Raw genomic sequence first — 20,839 nt, 5'->3', positions numbered from 1 at the left:
TTCAGGATCTCCCTCTGCACCTCGAGTGCGTATAGAAGAAGCCGAGACGGCTCGTTGAGCTGACAAAAAAACAAAGACAAAACCCGGGGGGCTTGACATGGCCTACTCATAGAAGATCCTTCGCCCGCGCTTCGCCGGGCTCAGGATGACGAGTGTTCGAATCGCCCAAGTTTGTGACGGTGCGCCGGGAGGGCGACATTGCGGGAGCTCGTGACGGGGCGGCTCGGCAGGCGCCTCGCCCTCCCGGTGATGTGCGTCATCGCGCAAGTTCGGGGACGGTGCAGGCGAGTCAGCACGCCTTACCTGATCCCTGATTCCTGACCCCTGATCCCTGCTTCTTTCCCTGATCCCTGCTTCTCTCACACCGTCGCCAGCCCGCCACTCACATTCAACACCGTGCCGGTAATGTAGGACGCCTGTTCCGAAGCGAGAAAGACGGTCGCGAAAGCGATGTCGTCGACTTCTCCGAGGCGGCGGGAGGCGATCCGCCCCTCCATCCCCTTGCGAGCGTCCTCGGTCATCTGATCCGTCATCGCCGTCCGGATGAAACCGGGCGCGATTGCATTGACCGTGATGTTGCGGCTCGCGATCTCGAGCGCGAGCGCTTTGGTGAATCCTATGATCGCCGACTTCGACGCCGCGTAATTGACCTGCCCCGGGTTGCCCGTCAGACCGACGACCGACGAGATGTTGATGATGCGTCCCCAGCGCGTCCGGATCATCTTCTTCACGACCGCCTGCGTGATCGAGAAGAGCGAGTCGACGTTGACGTCCATCACCTGATCCCACTGCTCCGCCGTCATCCGGAGAAAGAGATTGTCGGCCGTGACCCCGGCGTTGTTGACGAGAATGTCGATGCTCGTGTTTTCCTCGATCAGCTTCTCGACTTTCGCCTGAGCGTCGTCAGCGGAGATGTCGAGCTCGACTCCGCTCGCCTTTCCACCGGCGCCGCGAATCGACTCCGCGACCTTCTTGACGGCATCGATGGTTCGCGCCGCGCAGAGTACGTTCGCGCCCGCTTCGCCGAGCCGCAATGCGATCGCTTCGCCGATGCCGCGTGAAGCGCCCGTCACGAGCGCCGTCTTTCCGCTGAGATCGATTTTCATTCCGCTCCTCCCGTTTCCTGGCCGATGAATGCTCGAAGGCTCTCCGCGTCGTTGACTGTGATCGTATCGATCGAGGGGTCGATTTTCTTGATCAGACCGGTCAGTACGTTCCCCGGCCCGATCTCGACGAAGGTCGTCGCACCGGCGGCGATCATCGCGCGGACCGATTCGATCCACCGAACCGGAGCGACCACCTGATGCACGAGACCTTCGCGAACGTCCTCCGCTTTTCGAACCTCGCGGGCGTCGTAGTTGCGGACGAGTGGAACCTCGAGATCCGTGAACCCGGCGTCGCGAAGGACCGGCACGAGCTGTTCTTCCGCGGGAGCCATCAGCCCGCAATGGAACGGAGCGGATACCGGAAGGGTGACGGCTCGTCGCGCGCCGAAGTCCCGCGCGATGGCCACCGCGCGATCGACTGCTTCCTTCGTCCCGGCGATCACGATCTGGCCGGGGGCGTTCATGTTGGCCGGCGAGAGGACATCTCCGCCCGAAGCGGCTTCGCAGAGACGCTCGACGGCGTCCGGCTCGGCTCCGAGGATCGCGGCCATGGCGCCCTCGCCCGGGGGAACGGCTTTCTGCATGAACCGGCCGCGAAGCTGGACGATCGCCGCCGCCTCTGCCGGGTGGAGTCCGCCCGCGGCGCAGACCGCGCTGTACTCGCCGAGCGAGTGGCCGGCGACGAGTGAGGGCCGGACTTCGGACCGTTTCGCGATGACGGCCATGAAGGCACTCGACACCGTCAGGATCGCCGGCTGCGTATTCTCGGTCAGCGCGAGATCCGATTCGCTCCCGTCGAAACAGATGTCGCTGATCGAGCGGCCGAGCGCTTCGTCCGCTTCTTCGAAGACCTCCCGCGCCTCGCTGAATTCGTCATGGAGATCTTTCCCCATGCCCGGCTTCTGGCTTCCCTGTCCCGGGAAGACGAACGCGTACGTTTTCATTCGACCGCTGCGACCTTTCCGGACCCGTCGTCGAGACCCTCGGCGCGCTCCTCGGTGTGAAGCGTTCCGATCCGCTCACGGATTTTTTCGTTGACGCGGAGCGCGACGAAGTCGTGCGCGACACGGATCGCGTTCCGGATCGCCCGACGATCCGACCGGCCGTGACAGATGATGCAGCCGCCCTGAACTCCGAGAAGAGGTGCACCGCCGTACTCGGCGTAGTCGATCCGTTTCTTGAGACCCTTCAAGGCCGGCTTCGCGAGAAGCCCTCCGATCTGTCCGCGCAGCGAGCGTTCGAGCTCCTGCCGGATCGCAGAGATCATCGACTCGGCAAGCGACTCGCACGCCTTGAGGACGACGTTGCCGATGAAACCGTCCGTGACGATCACGTCAAAGTCCCCGCTGAACAGATCGTTTCCCTCGGCATTGCCCGCGAAATTGATTCCGGTGGCACCGAGGACGTGGAAGGTCTCCTTGGTGAGGACGTTCCCCTTGCCTGACTCCTCGCCGTTGGAGAGAAGGCCGATCCGCGGATTGTCGATCCCCATCAGCGTCTGGGCATAGAGGTCACCCATGACTGCGAACTCCCGGAGATTGTGAGGGCGTGAGTCGACATTCGCGCCGACGTCGAGAAAGACGGTGAATCCCTCCAGACGGGGGATGACCGCGACGAGCGCGGGCCGGTCGACCCCTTCGACCATTCGAAGGAGGCGGCGTGCAATGGTCCAGATCGCGGGGGTGTTGCCGGCGGAAACGAACGCTCCCGCGCGGCCTTCGGTGACCAGTCCGGCGGCGACGTGAATCGACGAGCCGCGCTTGCGGAGAATCGAACGGATGGAGGAGTCGTCCATGGCGATGACCTCGTCGGCGTGGACGATCTCGATGAGCGGGGAAAGCCTGGATCCGGCGATGCTGCGGAGCTTCGCTTCGTCGCCGGTCAGGATGACGGGGATCTGATCGGTGGTCGCGGCGAGGATCGCGCCGTGGACGATTTCTTCAGGTGCGTGATCGCCACCCATCGCATCGATGGCAATCGGTCGAACCTGAGAAACTGAGGCGGTCACCGGTTGAGGTTTCCTGACCGGGGGTTAAAACTGCGCGTCCTTGACCTCGATGACTTCACGGCCCTTGTAGAACCCGCACTTCGGGCAGACGCGATGCGGCAGCTTCGCCTCGTGGCAGTTCGGGCAGGTCGACAGCGACCTGGTGGTCAGCGCGTCGTGCGCACGGCGCGAGCGTGTCCGGGCTTTCGAATGTCTTCGTTTCGGATTCGGCATTTCCTTACTCCCTGTTCATTCGAGGGTTTCTCGAATCTTCCTGAGTGCTTCCCAACGCGCGTCCATCGTTTCGGACTCGCAGGCACATTCCTCGTCATTGAGGCTCGCACCGCAACTGCCGCAGAGGCCGCGACATTCCTCGCGGCAAAGCGGCTTCATCGGCAATGCCAGCCCGATCTGCTCGGCGACCAGGTCTTCGATCTCGATCCTGGGCTCCGCGTAATACTCGACGTCGAGGTCCCCCTGGGCGATCTCGACCTCGTCATGATGGCCTTCCGCCTCGGGTCGCGGTGCGTATCGTACCTCGAACTCCGACTTCCCCTTCAACGGGATCGGATCGAGACAGCGCGCGCATACCAGCTCGCCCTTGATCTCGAGCACCCCGCTGACGAGGAACTCGTCCGGATAGTCGGACCGCTTCCCCTCCAGCTCGGCGACGACCTCGACCGGCCCTTCCACCTCGTCGGCATCGAGCCGGTCGGGAGGAATGGTGATGGTCTCGTGGTAGCGCTGGGGGCCCTTCTCGGCGATCTCTTCGAAATTGATGAAGCTCATGACTCCGCCTTTCCGGCTCCGCCCGCGAGCCCGTTCAACGCCTCGGGAGCGGGAGGTATTTCGATTAGAAGCAGGGATTAGGGGTCAGGAGACAGGATTCAGGAGACAGGAGCCAGGAGACAGGGATCACGGGTCAGGCATTAGGGATCAGGAAAAGCAGGAATCAGGGGTCAGGGGGTAACAGCCGGAGACATCCTTTACATCAGACCGGAGACCCTGGCTCCTGGATCCTGAATCCTGGCTCCTGATCCCTGATCCCTGATCCCTAATCCCTAATCCCTGATCCCTGATCCCTGCGTCATCCGCTATGCTTCGAGCGGTGATCAGTTATCTTCGAATCGGCAATCTCGCGATCGTCGACCGGGCGGAAATCGAACCGGGAGAGGGGCTCAACGTCCTCACCGGCGAGACGGGAGCGGGAAAGAGCCTTCTGATCGATTCGCTCCAGTTTCTCTCGGGCGCCCGCGGCTCGACCGAGCTGATTCGATCGGGGGAGGAGAAGCTCACGGTTCAGGCGATCGTTTTCGCACCGGCGTCGATCCGCCCACTACTCGAAGAGCTGTCGATCGAGGCGGAAGGGAGCGAGGGCGAACCGGTCGAGCTCGTGATCCGGCGGGAGATCTCGACCAATGGCCGCGGCCGCGCACAGGTCAACGGGACGATCGTGACGATTCGCGATCTCGTGCGCACGCTCGAGGATCTGATGGAGGTCCATGGCCAGAATCAGTCGATCTCGAAGGTCGGCGGCCGTTCGCACCGGGAGATGCTCGACGAGTGGGCCGGCAATCAGCGCCTGCTCGCGCAAAGCCGCGAACTGTACGACGAATGGACCCGAAGCCGGGACGAGCTCGACCGGATCCGCGCGGCGGCGAGCAACCGGGCGCAGAGGACCGACATGCTGCAGTTCCAGATACGGGAGCTCGAGCAGGCGTCGATCAGCGAGGACGAGAAGGAACAGCTCGTATCGGAGCGCTCGATCCTCGCGCATTCGAACGATCTCGCGGAGGCGACCAATCTCGCGCTCGAGTGGATCTCCGAGGGGGATGATTCGGCCGTTTCGCTGCTCGGGCGCTCAAACGAGCGCATCGCGCCGCTCGCGCGAAAGGTCGAGCTGCTCGATCCGATCGACCGCGAGCTGAACGAGCTTCTCATCAGGCTCGAGGAGCTCGCTCGCGAGATCGCATCGATCTCTTCCGATCTTCGCAACGACCCCGAACGGCTCGAGGAAGTCGAAAGCCGGCTCGCTCTGATCGAGCGGCTCGAGCGGAAGTACGCGATGAGCTCGAGCGAGCTCGTGGCACATCTTTCGACGCTCCGCAGCGAGCTTGCCGAGCTCGAGGACTGGGAAGCCTCGGTCGACTCCGGGGCCCAGCGAGAGAAGAAGGCATTCGAAGAGTGGCAAGCGGTCGCCGCGGAGATTTCGGCACGGCGGAAGGCCGCCGCCGGCGAGCTGAGCCGCGCGATCGAAACGCAGCTCCACGAGCTCGCCATGGCGTCCACACGCGTGAAGCTCGAAGTGTCCACCAGCTCACGGAAAGATTCACGGCTCTCGATCGAGGACGAGCCGGTGGCGTTCGGTCCGGAGGGCTATGACCAGGTCACCATGTTCGTCGCGCCGAATCCCGGCGAGCCGTTCAAGACGATAGAGAAGACCGCATCGGGCGGCGAGCTCGCGAGAATCCAGCTCGCCGTGGCCGCCGCGCTCGCGGAACGACAGAGCGGTGCCACCTCGACGACCCTCATCTTCGACGAGATCGACGCCGGCGTCGGCGGACGCGTCGCCGACGTCGTCGCAAAAAAGCTCGCGCGGTTGAGCCACCGTTTCCAGGTCATCTGCGTGACCCATCTTCCCCAGATCGCCGCGGCAGGTTCGAGGCACTTCTCGGTTGCGAAGGAGATCGAAGGATCGCGAACGCGCGCGACGATCCGAGTCCTCGACGACGAGGCCGAGCGGGTCGAAGAAGTCGCACGAATGCTCGCCGGAGAATCGATCACCGAGTCCGCGCGCACTCACGCGCGAGAGCTGCTCGGACTTGCCACACCGAAAACCAGGCGATCTTCCCGGCCGGCCGCTCCGGCAAACCGATGAAACGCGTTCGACTCGTCGATCCGCCACCGGATGACTGGATCGAAGAAGTCGCCGCGGTCTTCGACCGCTCGAGTGTCGGGGTCCTTCCCACCGATACTGTGTACGGCTATCACGCGGTGCCGTGGGATGGCGAGGCGGTCGAAAGGATCTACAGAATGAAGAGTCGCGACGAGCGCCAGCCGCTGCTCGTCCTGGGTGAATCGCTGGCCGATCTCGATCGCCTCGGCGTCAGGGCCGACGCGCGGACTCTCGCCGCGCTCGACACGATCTGGCCCGCTCCCCTTACAGCGATCCTCCCGATCTCCAGACCGCTGCCCGTATCCGGCGGCGGATTTTCGCTCGGGGTCCGCATCCCTGACCTCGCCTGGCTCCGCAAGCTTCTGCGGCGGACCGGACCGCTCGCTTCGACCAGCCTCAATCGACGCGCCGAACCACCGAGTCTCGTTCTTCCGGACGATGGCGATCCGCTTCTGTCGGAGGCGGATCTGGTCGTCGATGCGGGGCGACTCGAAGGACAACCTTCGACCGTTGTGGACTTTACAAAAAGTTCACCGGAAGTACTCCGGAAGGGTGCGTTCGAGTTTACACAGAAACTGTGGAAAAAACTGTGGAATTCGTTGTGAAAAATGGCTGAAGTGCTGCGAGGTGGCCCTCCGGAGCGATCTGCACACGGTCGTGTGCGATTTACTTAGATCACTGAATCCAAAGAGTTTAAGTGCCACGTGCGATCGCCGGAAATGACTCTGGCGCGCGTCGCAGCGGCGAAACGGAGGATTGATTTTTATTCATTGTGCCGACCTGTTCAAAAGCCTGACGACTCGTATCCTGGAATGCACATCGCCCGCATCGTTGGGGATGACGAGTGAACGTCATCGGGGCCGCCAGAAGCGCCGGAGAATTGAACGGATCGCCATCAAAGCCCCACCGGTGACGGTCGCGACGCCGCCCAGGATGAGCCCGAGGCAGCCGGTGGCTCCGGCGATGCCAAAAGTCGCGACTCGTCCGGAGGAGGAGCGGTCTGGCGCACGATCCTGTTTTTCGCTGGATCCTGAATCCTTGTCTCCTGTCTCCTGGCTCCTGAATCCTGGCTCCTGGCTCCTGGCTCCTGGTTCCTGACTCCTGATACGGCTCGCCCCCGGGCCCCCCTTCTGGATGACTTCCATCAGCTCAGCGCCGAAGAAAAAGATCGAAGAGGAGTAGTAGATCCAGAGGATGAGGACGATCAGGGAACCGCCGGCCCCAAAGCTCGAGCCGATGTCGCTGATGCTGAGGTAGAGGGTGATCAGCACCTGCCCGAGAACGAAGAGAACCGTCGTGAACGCCGCGCCGATCCCCGCGACTCGCCAGGGAATCCGCTCGTCCGGAAGGTAGCGGAAGATGAGAGTGAAGGTCAGGAGGACGAGAGCGAGCGAAAGAACGAAGCTGACCGTCTGCCAGAGGTAGGGTCCGCCGGGGATATCGAAAGGGATGATGTCTTTCAGTCGGGACAGCGCGGCATTGATCACCACGGCGGAAAGGAGAATCAGACCGATCACCACCACGCCGGCGATCGCGACGAGCCTGTCTCGAATTGCCGCAACGAATCCGGTTCGCTGTTTCTCCTCGATGTCGAGGATCTCGTTCAGTGCGATCCGGAGCTGATGAAAGATCCGGGAGGCGCCCCAGGCGAGGGCAGCGAACCCGAGGACGCTGGCGAAAACGCTGCCGTCACCGCTTCCGGCGTTGGCCACGAGAGACTGGATCGCGCGTGCAGCTTCATTCCCGACGTACTGGGAGAGCTCGGCAACGATTCCACCTCGCGCGGCTTCCCGTCCGTAGAAGATGCCGGCAAGGGCGATCGCGAGAATCAGGAGCGGAGCGAGCGAGAGAATCGTGAAGAATGCCACGGCAGCGGCGAACTGCTGGGCGTTGTCGTCCCGGAAGTCGGCCCACGCCTCTCTGATGAGTCTCCAGAGACTTTTCCAGTCGAGCCTCTGCGTGAGTTTCGGTTCCATTCAGGGGCCCGTCCGGTTCAACCGTCATGCCGTCGGCAACGATCTTGCGTCTGTCAAACGGCGATGAGCCTCGTAAATTCGATGTGCGCGGAAGTGAATATCTTTCAGGGAATCGGGGAACGGACAGGAACGACCATCGAGCGAAAGGCGCTCCGGGGACGAAAAGGACTGTGCAAGAGCATGCGCGACCTCGCCTCGAAAGCCCGGGTACTCGGTGATGGCTTCTATTACGTTCCCGAGAATCTGTGGCCTGAAGATCAGGAAAGCGTCGTCCTCAATCAGCTCGAGTGGACGACCATGACATCGGTCTCCAGAGCTTCCAAACGTAGCCGGCAAGCCTGACCGAGACCGGGAGGTCGACATGATCAAGCGATTAACCTCGTTTGTGGTGAGTTGTATATCCGCGGTAGCTGCCTTCGCGCAGGCGCCGCCCCCCTACACCGGCGCAATCGTCATGGAACCGGAAACGCGGACCGTCCTGCTCGAGGAGAACGCGCACACGATGGTCCCGATCGCGTCGATGACCAAGATGATGACCCTCCTGATCACTCTCGAGGAGATCGAGGCGGGCCGGCTCGACTGGACGACTCCCGTCACCGTGAGCGCGAACGCCTCGAAGATGGGAGGCTCGCAGGTCTACCTGGCGCACAACGAAACCTTTTCCGTCGAGGATCTCGTCGCGGCGACGATGGTTCACTCGGCCAATGACGCCGCGATGGCTCTGGCCGAGAAAATCGGCGGCAGTCGCGAGCACTTCGTCCAGATGATGAATGACAAGGCGAAGGAGATGGGGCTCGAGGAAACGGAGTTTCACAGCCCGCACGGGCTTCCCGACCGTGGCGAGAAGGACGACATGAGCAGCCCCTGGGATCTGGCGATTCTCGGCGCGGAGTTGATGAAGCATCCGAGGATGCAAAAGCTCGCCGTGACCCAGGAGATGCCCTTCCGCGACGGCAAATTCATCATGTACAACCCGAATCACCTCATTCGCAATTACCCCGAGGCGACCGGCATCAAGACCGGATTCCACGACAAGGCCGGATTCTGCGTGACTGCCTCCGCAAAGCGCGGAGACCTCGAGCTCGTCGCCGTCGTCGTCGGCTCGAAGATCAAAGCGGACAACTTCGACAGCGCGGCCGCACTCTTCAACGAGGCGTTTCGCAAGTACGAAAAGCGAACGCTGGTGGCAAATGGAAAGTCGATGGCCGCGAATGTGCCGGTGCGCGGAGGAACGCGCGACGTCGTCGGAGTGATCGCCGGTGAGGACGTGAAAATCCTGAGCGAACGAAACGGCAGGAGCGGCTACAAGGTCTCGGTGAGTGGCTCGACCCCGACCGCACCGATCCGGAAGGGGCAACAGGTCGGCTGGATCATCGTGAAGAAAGACGGTCAGCCTGTGGCAAAGGCCCCCGCGCTCGCGGCCAGCGACGTCGAACGCGCCGGATGGTTCGCGAGGACGTGGGACCGGATCTGGCCGTTTTAGAAGCAGGAGCCAGGATTCAGGAGCCAGGATCCAGGAGAAGCAGGGTTCAGGAGCCAGGATCCAGGGGTCAGGGCAAGAAGAGGGTAGATTCGAGTCGGTACGCTCGATCTCTCACCTCGTCATCCTCAAGGATGACACGGGGGTGAAGCTTTCCAACCTCACATCCTCATATCCTCTCCTCAAATCTCACATCCCTGGCTCCTGAATCCTGCTTCCTGAATCCTGCTTCTCATACAATTGGCCGCATGGGTTTCCTCACCTGGGTTGCCGCGGGGTTGATCGCGTTCGGGCTGTCGCGGCTGGTGAAGCGCGGCCGGGTCCGGGCGGTTCCGGTCGAGCTGATGCTCGCCCTCTGCCCGGCCATTCTCGCCGGCATCGTGGCGACCGCGCTCGACTTCGGCGGGTGGGCGGTGTTCGATGTCCGGGCCGGTCTGTTCGCGCTCGCGACCGCATTCGCGATCCTCGGCTTTGCGCGCCGGCGCGGGCACGCGCCGCAGCCCGAGTGAAGCAGGAGCCAGGATTCAGGAGCCAGGATCCAGCGAGAAGCGGCGGCTCGAACGGACCGAAACTCCATGCACCGCGCCGCGAGGCGAGGCTTGGTTTTGAAATCACCGACGCCGTCACCGGCTTCCGACTCTCCGGTTCCTGTGCCCTCGGGAAACAGCGTCATGAGGACGATCGCGGTCATTATGGAGGGACAGAATTCAGTATCCTGAATCCTGCTTTTCCTGAATCCTGGATCCTGAATCCTGGCTCCTGCTTTTCCTGGATCCTGGATCCTGAATCCTGAATCCTGCTTTTCCGACCATGGTCCGCACGTACAAGCTCGACAAGACACCCCGGCGCGGCGAATATCTCGTCCGATACCACGAGGAGCTCAACGAGGAGCAGCTCGCGGTGGTCGAGGCGGGACGGGGCCCGGTTCTCGTCATCGCGGGTGCCGGCAGCGGCAAAACGCGCGCCCTCACCTACCGCGTCTCCAGGCTGATCGAGGACGGCACCCGGCCTTCCTCCATCCTCCTCCTCACCTTCACGAACAAGGCAGCACGGGAGATGCTGCGTCGGGTCGAGGATCTCGTCGGCGGTGACGGCCGCCAGATCCAGGGCGGAACGTTTCACTCCATGGGCAACCGGATCATCCGACCGAGAGCCGAGTCGCTCGGCTACGGCTCGAACTTCTCGATCCTCGACGAGGACGATGCCCGCACACTGATGGACTCAGTCGTGGAGGAGGCGGGCGTGTCGACGCTGGAGCGGCGCTTTCCGAAAGGAGAAGTGCTCCACGCGATCCACTCGAGGATGATCAACACTGGAGTCCTTCTCGAAGACGAGCTTGCGAAGAATCACGAACACTTTCTCTCCTATGCCGAGGAGATCGCCACGGTTTTTCGCCGCTACCGGGAGAAGAAGAAGGAGTCGAACGTGATGGACTTCGACGATCTTCTCCTCAACTGGTGGCACCTTCTCGCACGAGGCGACGAAAGGACTCTCGAGCTTCAGGGACTCTTCGAGCACGTTCTCGTCGACGAGTATCAGGACACCAACCGGCTGCAGGCGAAAATCGTCGACGAGATGGTCGCAGTCCGAAGGAACCTCGTCGTCGTCGGCGACGATGCCCAGTCGATCTACTCGTTCCGAGGCGCATCGTTCGAGAACGTGATCACGTTTCCGGTTCGGTATCCTGACGCTGCGGTGCTGAAACTCGAGAAGAACTATCGCTCCTCGCCGCAGATTCTCGAGCTTGCGAATGCATCACTGTCGATGAATCGCCATCAGTTTCCGAAAGAGCTGATCGCGGTCCGCGGAGAGGGACCTCTTCCGGCACTCGTGCCGGCGGAGGATGTTTTCGAGCAGGCTCGATTCGTCGGTCAGAGGATTCTCGAGCTGCGCGACGAGGGAGAGGATCTCTCGGAGATCGCCGTGCTCTACCGGTCGCACTACCAGGCGATGGAGCTTCAGATGGAGCTTCAGCGGCGAAACATTCCGTTCGAGATCCGCTCGGGTGTGCGGTTCTTCGAACAGGCGCACATCAAGGACGTCGTCGCACATCTGCGGATCACGGTGAATCCGCGAGACGAGCTCTCCTGGCGGCGGGTGCTCGAGCTCTATCCGAAAGTAGGAAAACGAACGGCGTCGGCGGTCTGGTCCAAGATCGGGACCGCCAGCGACCCGATCTCGAAGTTCACTTCCTCGGCCGGCTCGCTCGGCTCCGGCGGCGCGAAACGAAGCCTCGAGCGCGCAGGCCGTCTCCTGGGCGCCCTCGCATCTTCCGGGCTGCAGAGCGACCCCGCCGCCGCGATCCGGAAAATCGTCGAGGAGGACTACAGGGACTATGTTCGATCGAAATTCGCGAACTTCTCGGCGCGACTCGACGATCTCGAGCAGCTCGCGCAGTACGCTGCCGGGTGGGACGACGTCAGGATCTTCCTCGAATCGCTGACTCTCGACGGCACGGCGCTCGCCGGCGAGGACAGCGCGATCACCGGAAACGAGGACGAGCGCGTCGTGCTCTCATCGGCTCATCAGGCGAAGGGGCTCGAGTGGCGCAACGTATTCGTGATCGGGCTCAACGAGAGCCGCTTCCCTTCGGCCAGGTCGATGAGGGAAAGCCAGTTCGTCACGATCGAAAAACCGAAGAGCTCGCCGGTCTCGACGGAGGTCGCTGCGCTCGTACCGGCAGACGTCGAGCCCGGCGACACGGTGGAGCTCGAGATCCCGGGAGTCGAGGAGGAACGCCGCCTCTTCTACGTCTGCCTCACTCGGGCGAAGCAGGAGCTCCATCTCGTCTTTCCGCGATTCACCAAGGACCGGTGGCAGATGGACGTCATCCTCGAGCCCTCTCGGTTCCTCAAAGAGCTTCCGGCTGAGCTGATGGAGGAGTGGCGACTGAGCTGACGGAGGTTTGAGGTTTGAGGTTTGAGGACGGCGTGGAGCTGAAAGGTCCACATCGTCCACTGGTCCACGTCCACCTCGTCCACCTCGTCCACCTCGTCCACTTGGTCCACGTCGTCCACCTCGTCCACACCTCAAATCCTTACATCCTCAAATCCTTATATCCTTCTTCAAGAGATGGGAAAGATTCTGGTCATCGACGACGAGCCCTCGATCCGGACGACGCTCGGCAACATTCTCGAGGACGAGGGACACAGCGTCGAGACGGCCGGCTCCGCGGAGGAAGGGTTGCAGATGTACCGAAAGGGGATGTTCGATCTCCTGATGCTCGACGTCTGGCTCCCCGGGGCCGACGGGCTGTCGCTTCTCGAGCAGATCTCCTCGCGGAAGGGGGCACCGCCAGTGATCGTGATCTCCGGACACGGAACGATCGAGACGGCAGTGCGGGCGACGCGTCTCGGAGCCTACGACTTTCTCGAGAAGCCGCTCTCGCTCGACCGGGTCATTCTGACGGTGCAGCACGCGCTGTCGACTCGAAAGCTTCGCGACCGGGTGGCGCATCTGCAGCAGAACCTCTCGCTCGACGAGGTTCTCATCGGCGAGAGCGCACCGGTCAGGAAGCTTCGCGAACAGATGCACGCGGCTGCCCCGACGTCCTCACGCGTTCTGATCACCGGCGAGAACGGCAGCGGCAAGGAAGTCGTCGCGCGGACGCTGCATCGCGAATCGAAACGGTCCGACGAGCCGTTCATCGACGTCAATTGCGCCGCGATCCCCGAGGAGCTGATCGAGTCGGAGCTGTTCGGACACCGGAAGGGCTCGTTCACGGGTGCGATCGAGGACCGGAAGGGGAAGTTCGAGCTCGCCGACGGCGGAACGCTCTTCCTCGACGAGATCGGCGACATGAGCCTGAAGACACAGGCGAAGGTTCTCCGCGTCCTTCAGGAGCAGGAGTTCCTTCGGATCGGCGGCCAGGACGTCATCCGCACCGACGTCAGGGTCATCGCTGCGACGAACAAGAATCTCGAAAAGGAGATCGAGGAGGGCCGCTTCCGACAGGATCTCTATTTCCGGGTCAACGTCGTGCCTCTGCAGGTCCCGCCGCTGCGCGATCGCGGCGACGACATCGTTCTTCTGGCCCGCCATTTTCTCGAACGGTTCGCAGCCGAGACCGGACAGCGGCCGAAGACGCTCACAAGCGACGCGATCGATGCGCTGAAGCGCCACTCCTGGCCGGGCAACGTGCGAGAGCTGCGCAATCTGATCGAGCGGTTGACCATCCTCGTGCCCGCCTCGGAGATTCGTGCCCGCGATCTCGATCTCGGCTCGATGCGTTCGGCACTCTCCCCCAGCTCGGTCGACGGCCTCACCCTTCGAGATGCTCGCGATCGGTTCGAGCGGGAGATGATCGAAGCGCGCCTCGGCCTGCACGACGGAAACGTCAGCAAGACCGCCGAAAGCCTCGGGTTGGAGCGCACGCATCTGTACCGGAAAATGTCTCAGCTCGGCATCTCGACGGATCGTTTCCGGCAGGAATAGTTTCCCGCGAGCGCCGGGTTCTCGGGGTTCGCTGGCGGGCGAAAATCGTCCGCTCCTGCGCGGGAATAGCTCAGTTGGTAGAGCGCAACCTTGCCAAGGTTGAAGTCGCGGGTTCGAGTCCCGTTTCCCGCTCCATCCGATCGATCACCCGGACCGCCGCAAGGCGGTCCTTTTTTCATTCTCGAGCATCGGAGGGAGCCGCCGCTTCCACTCTCACCACCGAGCCCATCACCGACTCCGCCGATTCGCGAACCGACTCTTCGGCAAACCACCCGACGATCGTCGATCCCGATCCGGACATCCCCGCCCAGCCGGCTCCGCAATCGAGCAGACGATCGCGGTAGTCACGAAGCACCGGGAGCTCGGCGAACACGACGGCATCGAAATCGTTGGTCAGCTCTTCGGCAGAGGGGCCGACGCCTCGCGTGGCGATCTCATTTGCACGGGAAAAGCCGATCGCAGGAATTTCTCCGATGGGCCGGGCGAGCCGTTCGTACGCCTCGGCGGTCGAGATTCTCTCGTCGGGAATCACGAGGAGAAGCGTTCCGTCGGTCATCGAAGGAAGCCGCTCCAGGATTTCACCCCGCCCGCGTCCATAGCAGGTTCCTCCCTCGAGAAAGAAAGGGACGTCGGAACCGAGCCTCGCGGCGATCTCGTGGTACTCGTGGGAGCGTAAGCCGAGTGAGAACATCTGCTCGAGCGTCCGGATAGTCGCGGCCGCGTTGGAGGAGCCTCCGCCGAGGCCGCCGCCAGCAGGAATCCTCTTTTCGATGTGCACGCGAACCGGAGGACAGCCTGTCACATCGTGAACCTCTTTCCATGCCCGGTAGATGAGGTTTCTCTCCCCCATCGGCAGCGAGGGATCATCGGAGCTCAGACTGAAGGAATCCGCCCGCTCGAATTCGAGATGATCCGTCAGATCGATTGTCTGAAAGATTGTCTCGATCTCGTGAAAACCGTCAGCTCTCCTCCCGAGAACATTGAGGAGCCAGTTGATCTTGGCCGGTGATGCAACCCTCATCTGCTGGCGATGACTTCCAGCCAGTTGGCCGTTCGCCTGAAGCCATCCTCGATGGCGGGGCGCTCGACGACGACCGGCGCGAACTCGATCCGATCATGCTGGACAATGGCGGTCTCAGAGTCTTCCGGGTCGAGAATCGAGATGCGGGTTGGCGGATTCGAGGGAAGACTCAAGCGTGCTTTGACCGTATGAGGATTGCCGATGTCGGCGCTCGCAATTCCGTCGGGATGAATGAGCAGTCGCCGATCGCCACGCCTCGCTTCGAGAAAGCCTTCCGCGGGAATCGAGGTGGTCCATCCGCTGGGTTCCGGAGGGAGCCCCACGAGGAGAAATCCGATCCCTTCAATCTGCAGTCCTCCGAGCGGAAGGATCTCGCCGAGCTCGTCCACTCGTCCTTCCCAGTAGAGACGTGCGGCGCGATTCACCACGACGAGCTCGCCACTCTCGAGAAAGATCGTTCCGACGCGGGTGCCGAACGGGGAGATGACGGAGAGCTCGAGCCGGCCGCGCGGATCGAGCAGGAACGTGACGTCGAGACGCCGCCGCTGTTGCTGGATCAGCGTCAACTCCGACAGGCCGCGCGCCCCTTCGAAGGTCTCGCGCCGGGAGAGCAATTCCTCCCAGGTGCGCGCAGCCGTCGATGATGGCGGAGCCGAAGCACAGCCGGAGACCAGGAGCAGGGCGAGGGGGAGAAGTGTGAGCGGCCGGGACGGTCGCGTTCGGCTCATCGCTCCCTCGCGGCGATCTTTTCACGCAGCCGTTCGATCTTCTGGCGGAGCTCTGCCGGGTCCTCCGGATCCAGGGTGAGAGCATGCTGATAGGAATCGACGGCGCGGTCGAGCTTCCCGAGAGCCGAAAAGACGTCAGCGAGGTGGTGATGGACAACCGGATCATCACCGACGAGCTCGACGGCGTCGAGCATGTAGCGCTCGGCGAGATCGAGATTCCCGAGCCGGTAATGCACCCATCCGAGAGAATCGACGTACGCACCATTGCGCGGGTACTTGTCCACAGCCTTCTGGATCAGCGCGAGCGCTTCCTCGAGGTGAACCCCTTTGTCAGCCCACATGTAACCGAGGTAATTCTGCGAGGGGCTGTGGTCGGGATACGAAGCGAGAAGTCGCTGGAACGTCGCGACGGATTCGTCGAACTTGCCGGCGCGCTCCAGACCGGAGGCGAGCTGAAACAATCCGCTGACGGTGTCGCCCCATTTTTCGACCGAGCGACGCGCCGCCTCGACGACGTCGTCCCATCGTTCGAGCTCGCCGTAGATCTGCCCGGGAAAGAGCGACGCATCGGCGCTGTGCTCGACGAGCTCATTCGCCGTTTTCGCGGCGCCTCGCTCATCGCCCGAGAGAATCTGAAACTGCAGGAGCCGCGCGGTGAGGTGGACGGCGTCGGGCTCCTCGCGCATTCTCGAACGGATCAGCTCGATGGCTTCCTGCCAGTTCTCCCGATTCCTGAAAACCTCGAGAGCGATCGCGAGTGCCTGGCGGTTGGTCGATCCTTCGGACGAGACCGCGCCGCGCGCTCTCCGGAGTGCGTCCTCTTCATCGCCTCGCTCGAGCGCGATCGATGCGAGCTGCGTGGCGGCGACATTCCGCACGCCGGGAGGAAGGTTTCGGAGACTGAGGACGCGCTCGAACTGGCGTTCCGCGGAATCGAGCTTGCCGAGCCTGAGCTGGTTGAAGCCATAGCTGATCATGAAGTCCGGATCACCGCCTCGGAGCCGGACCAGATCCCCGTAGATTTTCTCCGCTTCCTGGTGCTCTCCTACGTCGGACAGCGCTTCGGCGAACAGGAATCGGAGACGGAGATCCTCCGGATTCTCGGACGAGAGAGCCTCGAGCTCGGCCCTGGCTTCGTCTGCTCGATTGGCGCGCAGAAGCGCGAGTGCGCGTCTGGTCGCGAGCTCCTGGTTGGCCGGCTCGAGCTCGGTGAGCTTCGTCAGGAGGTCCGCCGCCTCACTCCAGCGGCCCTCGTGCTGGTAGATCTCGACCAGCTGGTAGGCGGCGGGCGGGTAGAGCGGATCCTGTTGAACGACGATTTCGAGGGCACCGATCGCCTCTGCTCCGCGGTCGAGCTGGAGGAGCGCCTGCGCGTACTGGTAGTTGACCGTGCGATTGTCCGGAAGGCGTTCGAGGATCCCCTCGAGCACCGCGAGCGCCTGTTCTCCCCGTCCGAGTCCGCCGAGAATCTGGGCGACGGTCAGACCGGTGGAGACGTCGTTGGGGTTGGTCTGCCAGGCGATCGAAAGCTGTTCGAGCGCCTTCTCCACCCTGCTCCGGTCGTTGTTCGATCGATCGAGAAGAATCCTTCCGTAGAGTTTACGGGCGTCGGCGAACGCCGGATCGATCCGGATGGCAACCTCGAGATCGCGCTCGGCGTCGCGGAGCCGGCCGATCGACGAGAGCACCTGAGCTCGCTCGAGGCGGAGGACCGGATCTTCCGGCTCGTTCCTGATCAACTCATCGAAGAGCTCCAGAGCGACGGCGGCGTCGCCCTCAGACGCGGCCAGACGAGCCTCGAGGAATTTCGCGAGCTGCTCGCTCGTCGGCTTCTGATCGAGGTGTTCGGTGGTCGGAGCCTGGGCAAGAGCCAGCGGGGCCAGGATGGCGAGAGTCGCTACGAAAGAGCTGAGCCGATTCGACATGCCCCCGCTAACACTGCTCGAATGCCGGCTGTTCCGCGTAACCGTTTCGTGTAGGATTCGAGATTCGACATGGAACTGCATCGACTGGAAGTTACTCCCCTCACCAGGATTCTGGGGGAGATTCTGCGGGATCGGCGAAGCGGAATCCTCACGGTCGTGTCGGACGGAGCGCGCCGCCGGGTCCACTGGGCCTACGGTGACATCGGACTGGTGGAGTCGTCTCGGGAAGTCGAGCAGCTTCCCGCCTATCTGCGACAGCACGACCTGATCGACGACGATCAGGCGGCGCAGCTCGCGGAGTTCGATCCCACCGACGTCGCTTTACATTTCTCCGAGAGCGACTCGATCCAGCTGAAGAATCCGCTCTCCCATCTTCGCGATTGGATCCGCAATCTCTTCATCCCGATGTTTTCTCTCGAACAGGGAACCATCACCTTCGAAGACAGCGAGCTACTTCCGCACGAAAAGCGGGCAATGGTGCCCACCACGGCTCTCGTGATGGATGGGATTCGCTCGATCCAGAGCGGACTGATCCTCCGAAATGCACTCGGTGACCTTGCCCAGCGGATCGAGCCTGCGCCTGAGCCGCCCTTCGGCCTCGAAAGCCTCCCGCTGAACGATCAGGAGCGCGAAGCTATCGAGAAACTCGACGAGAGCAAGACACTCCAGGAGTACTTGCGAAACTTTCCGAAGGGCTCCACGGTGGCGGCGCGCTCCGTGATCGCGATGACGACTTTCGGCATTTTTCGTGTGCGGAGCGCGACCCCCCAGTCACAGACATCGTTCGACGAAACGGAGCGGGACCTGTCGATCCTCGCTTCGATCGGGGGCGACACCAAGGCGCTCGAAGTCCTCTCGCTCTCGAAGCGGCTCGACAAGCTCGATCATTACAGGTTCCTCGACGTTCCTCTGGCCGCGACGCGCGCCCAGATCGGAATGCGAATCGATGCTATGAAACAGAAGTACGAGACAGCGACGTACCCGGCGCCGGTCCATCCCGCGGTCCGCGAAATCCAGGCTCGCATCAACGAAGCCAGACAGGTACTCCTCGATGCCGATCAGCGGGAGGCGTACGACAATCTTCTGAAAACCCGAAGGGCGGCCACCCACAGAACCATTGCACAGCAGACCGCTCGCCGTTCACTCGCGATTCAGAACTACAAGAAAGCGGAGAACCTCAGCCTCTCAGGGGATAACTACACTGCGATCGTTCTTCTTCAGCAGGCAGTCAAGTTCGAGCCGGACAACGCCAAAGCGTGGCACCTGCTCGGAATGTGTCAGATGCAGAATCCCAAGTGGAAGCAAACTGCCGCGGAAAGTCTCGCCCGCGCCCTTTCGATCGACCCCAACCGGATCGAGACGATCATTGCTCTGGGCGACCTCTATCTCGAACAGAACATGTTCACGCGAGCGAAACACCATTACGAGGACGTCCTCCGGATCGACGCGAGCAACGAGCTCGCGAAGTCGAGGATGAAGCGACTCGCTGCCAAAGAGGGGAAGAAGTAGCGCCGCCGGCGCAGCGTAGAATCCGACGAGCGCACGTGACACGAACGAGCTCGTACAAACCTCCGATGACTGCGCCCGGCACCGTTGATTCCAGCAAGCCGCCGGAATCTCGATGGCGTCGATATCCCGTGCCGGAGCTACTGCTGGCCGGATTCGCAGTCGTCGTAATTTTCTATGGTCTCGGCTCGGAGGCGTTGCGCGACTGGGACGAGGCGATCTACGCGTCGGTCGCGCTCGACGTCGCGGAAAAGGGCCAATGGCTTTCGCTCACCCGGGCCGGTGAATACTTCCAGCACAAGCCGCCGCTTTTCTTCTGGCTGATCGCGGCGTTCTACCAGCTCATTGGAGTTGGCGAGCTCGCAACGCGCCTTCCGACTGCCTCGTTCGCACTGGCGGGGCTGTGGGGGGTCTGGCGGCTGACGTTCGAGCGGGCGGGCCGCGCTCCGGCCCTGCTGGCGACCCTGGTCCTTCTCGCCGCGCCCCAGTGGCTCGAGTTCGCGCGTCAGGCGATGCTCGAGGTTCCGCTCGCCACGATGCTCACTCTCGCGGCGCTCGCGGCGAACCGAAGATCATGGCTGTGGTGCGGGGTGGCGCTCGGCGCCGCGGCGATGATCAAGCCCCATCTTCCGATCCTGGCACTTGCGGTTGCCGCTGTGATCGCGCTGATCGAACGAGGTGACCTCGCGCGGCTCGTGGTCAGGGCAGGTGCCGTCGCAGTCGCAATCGCACTGCCGTGGCACCTCCATCAGATCGCTGCTCACGGATCGGATTTCGCCGGATATTACTTCGGCGTCAATTTAGTCGAGCGTATGACCTCACCCATCGAAGGTCACGCCGGGCCGTGGTGGTACTACCTGGAGGCGATTTTCGCCTCGGAATTCAATCCGTGGCACTGGATCGCGATCATCGCCATACCGGTGATCACCTGGCGGGCATTCCGCGAACGGACCGGCGAGCGTTGGATCGCGCTCTGGTTCTGGATTCCGCTGTTCGTCTTCAGTCTGGCCGGTACGAAGCTCATCTGGTATGCCGTTCCCGTCTATCCGCCGCTCGCAATCCTCACGGCCGAGTGGCTTGCGCCGGAGGTCGCGCGCAGGCGCTGGCTTCGCCACGTCGTGGCGATGATGATCGTCCTTACCCTGCTGCAGTGCGCAATTTATGGAGTCGTCCGCAATCGGCGGAGCGTCGCGGACGACACGCGGTGCGCACTCGATGCGCTTCCGCCATCTTCCGAAGCGCCCGTCGTGGCAGTCATGCAGCCGGTACCGGTGCCGACTGCTCGCTTCTACGCGCGCCACGCGACTCTTCTTCACCCGGCCCCGGATGACACCCCTCCGCCGGAGGCATGGGTGCTGGTTCAGCAAGGCGACGTCCCGGAAGGGCGGGCGATCGTCCGACAGTGCGGCCGACGGCTGCTGCTCGCACCCGCGTCCGGGAACTGACCAGTTGCCCGGTGGCCGGTGCCAGTTGCCGGTTGCCAGTTGCCAGTTGCCAGCTTTCGAGTTGCGGCTTCTTCGAGCCTGGTCCGCATACTTGAAATCGCCATTCTGTCGCCCGCTGAAGCGGGCTCGACACGATCTTGGGAACAAGCTCCTGTCCCCCGGCTGAAGCCGGGGGCTAAGATCTGTCGCCCGCGGACGCGGGCTGACCGGAAAAACGATACTTCCTCGAAGTCGCTTTTCCACTCCGATCACCGACCCGACTGGAAAGGATGAGCCTACGGAAGGGTAGAAAGGATCATCCGGGCCACTCGCAACTCCCAACCGGCAACCGGCAA

At 62.6% G+C, this 20,839-nt stretch carries 18 protein-coding genes and 1 tRNA gene; 10 read left to right on the top strand and 9 right to left on the bottom strand.

The genetic code is table 11. From position 1 onward, the window contains the following. Window positions 1-359: 359 nt before the first annotated feature. The 5 genes from fabG to KY459_13765 all read right to left on the bottom strand — a co-directional run bounded on the left by fabG (window position 360) and on the right by KY459_13765 (window position 3,882). Complete coding sequence (fabG, locus tag KY459_13785) at window positions 360-1,106, bottom strand: 3-oxoacyl-[acyl-carrier-protein] reductase (protein MBW3565785.1); 747 nt, start codon at window positions 1,104-1,106, stop codon at window positions 360-362. Then, the gene (gene fabD / locus KY459_13780) at window positions 1,103-2,050 is read right to left on the bottom strand and encodes an ACP S-malonyltransferase (protein MBW3565784.1); all 948 of its coding nucleotides are present in this window, start codon (window positions 2,048-2,050) and stop codon (window positions 1,103-1,105) included. Before fabD ends, fabG begins: the two co-directional genes overlap by 4 nt. Further along, window positions 2,047-3,069 (bottom strand): phosphate acyltransferase PlsX, encoded by a 1,023-nt coding sequence (gene plsX, locus KY459_13775; protein ID MBW3565783.1) that lies wholly within the window; start codon window positions 3,067-3,069, stop codon window positions 2,047-2,049. The genes fabD and plsX overlap by 4 nt, the downstream gene beginning before the upstream one ends. 69 nt (window positions 3,070-3,138) lie before the next feature. After that, on the bottom strand, window positions 3,139-3,327 hold the full coding sequence (rpmF, locus tag KY459_13770; GenBank protein ID MBW3565782.1) for a 50S ribosomal protein L32: 189 nt from the start codon (window positions 3,325-3,327) through the stop codon (window positions 3,139-3,141). A gap of 15 nt (window positions 3,328-3,342) precedes the next feature. Then, complete coding sequence (locus tag KY459_13765; protein MBW3565781.1) at window positions 3,343-3,882, bottom strand: DUF177 domain-containing protein; 540 nt, start codon at window positions 3,880-3,882, stop codon at window positions 3,343-3,345. Window positions 3,883-4,201: 319 nt separating this feature from the next. On the opposite strand from KY459_13765, the gene recN reads away from it, so the two are divergent. Both recN and KY459_13755 read left to right on the top strand, forming a co-directional pair. Beyond that, complete coding sequence (recN, locus tag KY459_13760) at window positions 4,202-5,971, top strand: DNA repair protein RecN (protein MBW3565780.1); 1,770 nt, start codon at window positions 4,202-4,204, stop codon at window positions 5,969-5,971. Beyond that, on the top strand, window positions 5,968-6,594 hold the full coding sequence (locus tag KY459_13755; protein MBW3565779.1) for an L-threonylcarbamoyladenylate synthase: 627 nt from the start codon (window positions 5,968-5,970) through the stop codon (window positions 6,592-6,594). Before recN ends, KY459_13755 begins: the two co-directional genes overlap by 4 nt. A 246-nt stretch (window positions 6,595-6,840) precedes the next feature. Here the strand turns inward: KY459_13755 and KY459_13750 are convergent, their stop codons facing one another. After that, the gene (locus tag KY459_13750; GenBank protein ID MBW3565778.1) at window positions 6,841-7,965 is read right to left on the bottom strand and encodes a YihY/virulence factor BrkB family protein; all 1,125 of its coding nucleotides are present in this window, start codon (window positions 7,963-7,965) and stop codon (window positions 6,841-6,843) included. Between the two features lie 63 nt (window positions 7,966-8,028). Here KY459_13750 and KY459_13745 point away from each other — a divergent pair, with 63 nt between their 5' ends. From KY459_13745 to KY459_13720, 6 genes are all read left to right on the top strand, one after another. Further along, window positions 8,029-8,307, top strand: a complete 279-nt coding sequence (locus tag KY459_13745) for a hypothetical protein (protein ID MBW3565777.1) — start codon at window positions 8,029-8,031, stop codon at window positions 8,305-8,307. A 19-nt stretch (window positions 8,308-8,326) separates the two neighbouring features. Continuing rightward, window positions 8,327-9,448: a D-alanyl-D-alanine carboxypeptidase gene (locus KY459_13740; protein MBW3565776.1), complete on the top strand. Its 1,122-nt coding sequence runs from the start codon at window positions 8,327-8,329 to the stop codon at window positions 9,446-9,448. Window positions 9,449-9,693: 245 nt separating this feature from the next. Beyond that, window positions 9,694-9,954: a hypothetical protein gene (locus tag KY459_13735; GenBank protein MBW3565775.1), complete on the top strand. Its 261-nt coding sequence runs from the start codon at window positions 9,694-9,696 to the stop codon at window positions 9,952-9,954. A 301-nt stretch (window positions 9,955-10,255) separates the two neighbouring features. Next, on the top strand, window positions 10,256-12,343 hold the full coding sequence (locus KY459_13730; GenBank protein ID MBW3565774.1) for an ATP-dependent helicase: 2,088 nt from the start codon (window positions 10,256-10,258) through the stop codon (window positions 12,341-12,343). Window positions 12,344-12,517: 174 nt separating this feature from the next. After that, window positions 12,518-13,879 carry a sigma-54 dependent transcriptional regulator gene (locus tag KY459_13725; protein ID MBW3565773.1) on the top strand — a complete coding sequence of 454 codons (1,362 nt, stop codon included), beginning with the start codon at window positions 12,518-12,520 and terminating at the stop codon, window positions 13,877-13,879. Between the two features lie 59 nt (window positions 13,880-13,938). Further along, window positions 13,939-14,014, top strand: a tRNA-Gly gene (locus KY459_13720). 40 nt (window positions 14,015-14,054) lie between these two features. Here the strand turns inward: KY459_13720 and ispE are convergent. From ispE to KY459_13705, 3 genes are read right to left on the bottom strand one after another with little or no spacing between them, the layout of a single operon-like run. Next, on the bottom strand, window positions 14,055-14,900 hold the full coding sequence (gene ispE / locus KY459_13715) for a 4-(cytidine 5'-diphospho)-2-C-methyl-D-erythritol kinase (protein ID MBW3565772.1): 846 nt from the start codon (window positions 14,898-14,900) through the stop codon (window positions 14,055-14,057). Next, the gene (locus KY459_13710; GenBank protein ID MBW3565771.1) at window positions 14,897-15,628 is read right to left on the bottom strand and encodes a hypothetical protein; all 732 of its coding nucleotides are present in this window, start codon (window positions 15,626-15,628) and stop codon (window positions 14,897-14,899) included. Before KY459_13710 ends, ispE begins: the two co-directional genes overlap by 4 nt. After that, window positions 15,625-17,553 carry a tetratricopeptide repeat protein gene (locus KY459_13705; GenBank protein ID MBW3565770.1) on the bottom strand — a complete coding sequence of 643 codons (1,929 nt, stop codon included), beginning with the start codon at window positions 17,551-17,553 and terminating at the stop codon, window positions 15,625-15,627. The genes KY459_13710 and KY459_13705 overlap by 4 nt, the downstream gene beginning before the upstream one ends. Before the next feature lie 69 nt (window positions 17,554-17,622). Here KY459_13705 and KY459_13700 point away from each other — a divergent pair, with 69 nt between their 5' ends. Together KY459_13700 and KY459_13695 are read left to right on the top strand one after the other, a co-directional pair. Next, complete coding sequence (locus KY459_13700) at window positions 17,623-19,062, top strand: DUF4388 domain-containing protein (GenBank protein ID MBW3565769.1); 1,440 nt, start codon at window positions 17,623-17,625, stop codon at window positions 19,060-19,062. A 128-nt stretch (window positions 19,063-19,190) separates the two neighbouring features. After that, window positions 19,191-20,504 (top strand): glycosyltransferase family 39 protein, encoded by a 1,314-nt coding sequence (locus tag KY459_13695; GenBank protein MBW3565768.1) that lies wholly within the window; start codon window positions 19,191-19,193, stop codon window positions 20,502-20,504. Window positions 20,505-20,839 lie beyond the last annotated feature (335 nt).

Source organism: Acidobacteriota bacterium (assembly GCA_019347945.1).
Classification (GTDB): domain Bacteria; phylum Acidobacteriota; class Thermoanaerobaculia; order Gp7-AA8; family JAHWKK01; genus JAHWKK01.
The sequence above is the reverse complement of the archived record's forward strand: the minus strand, read 5'-3'. Positions and strand labels throughout refer to the sequence as shown.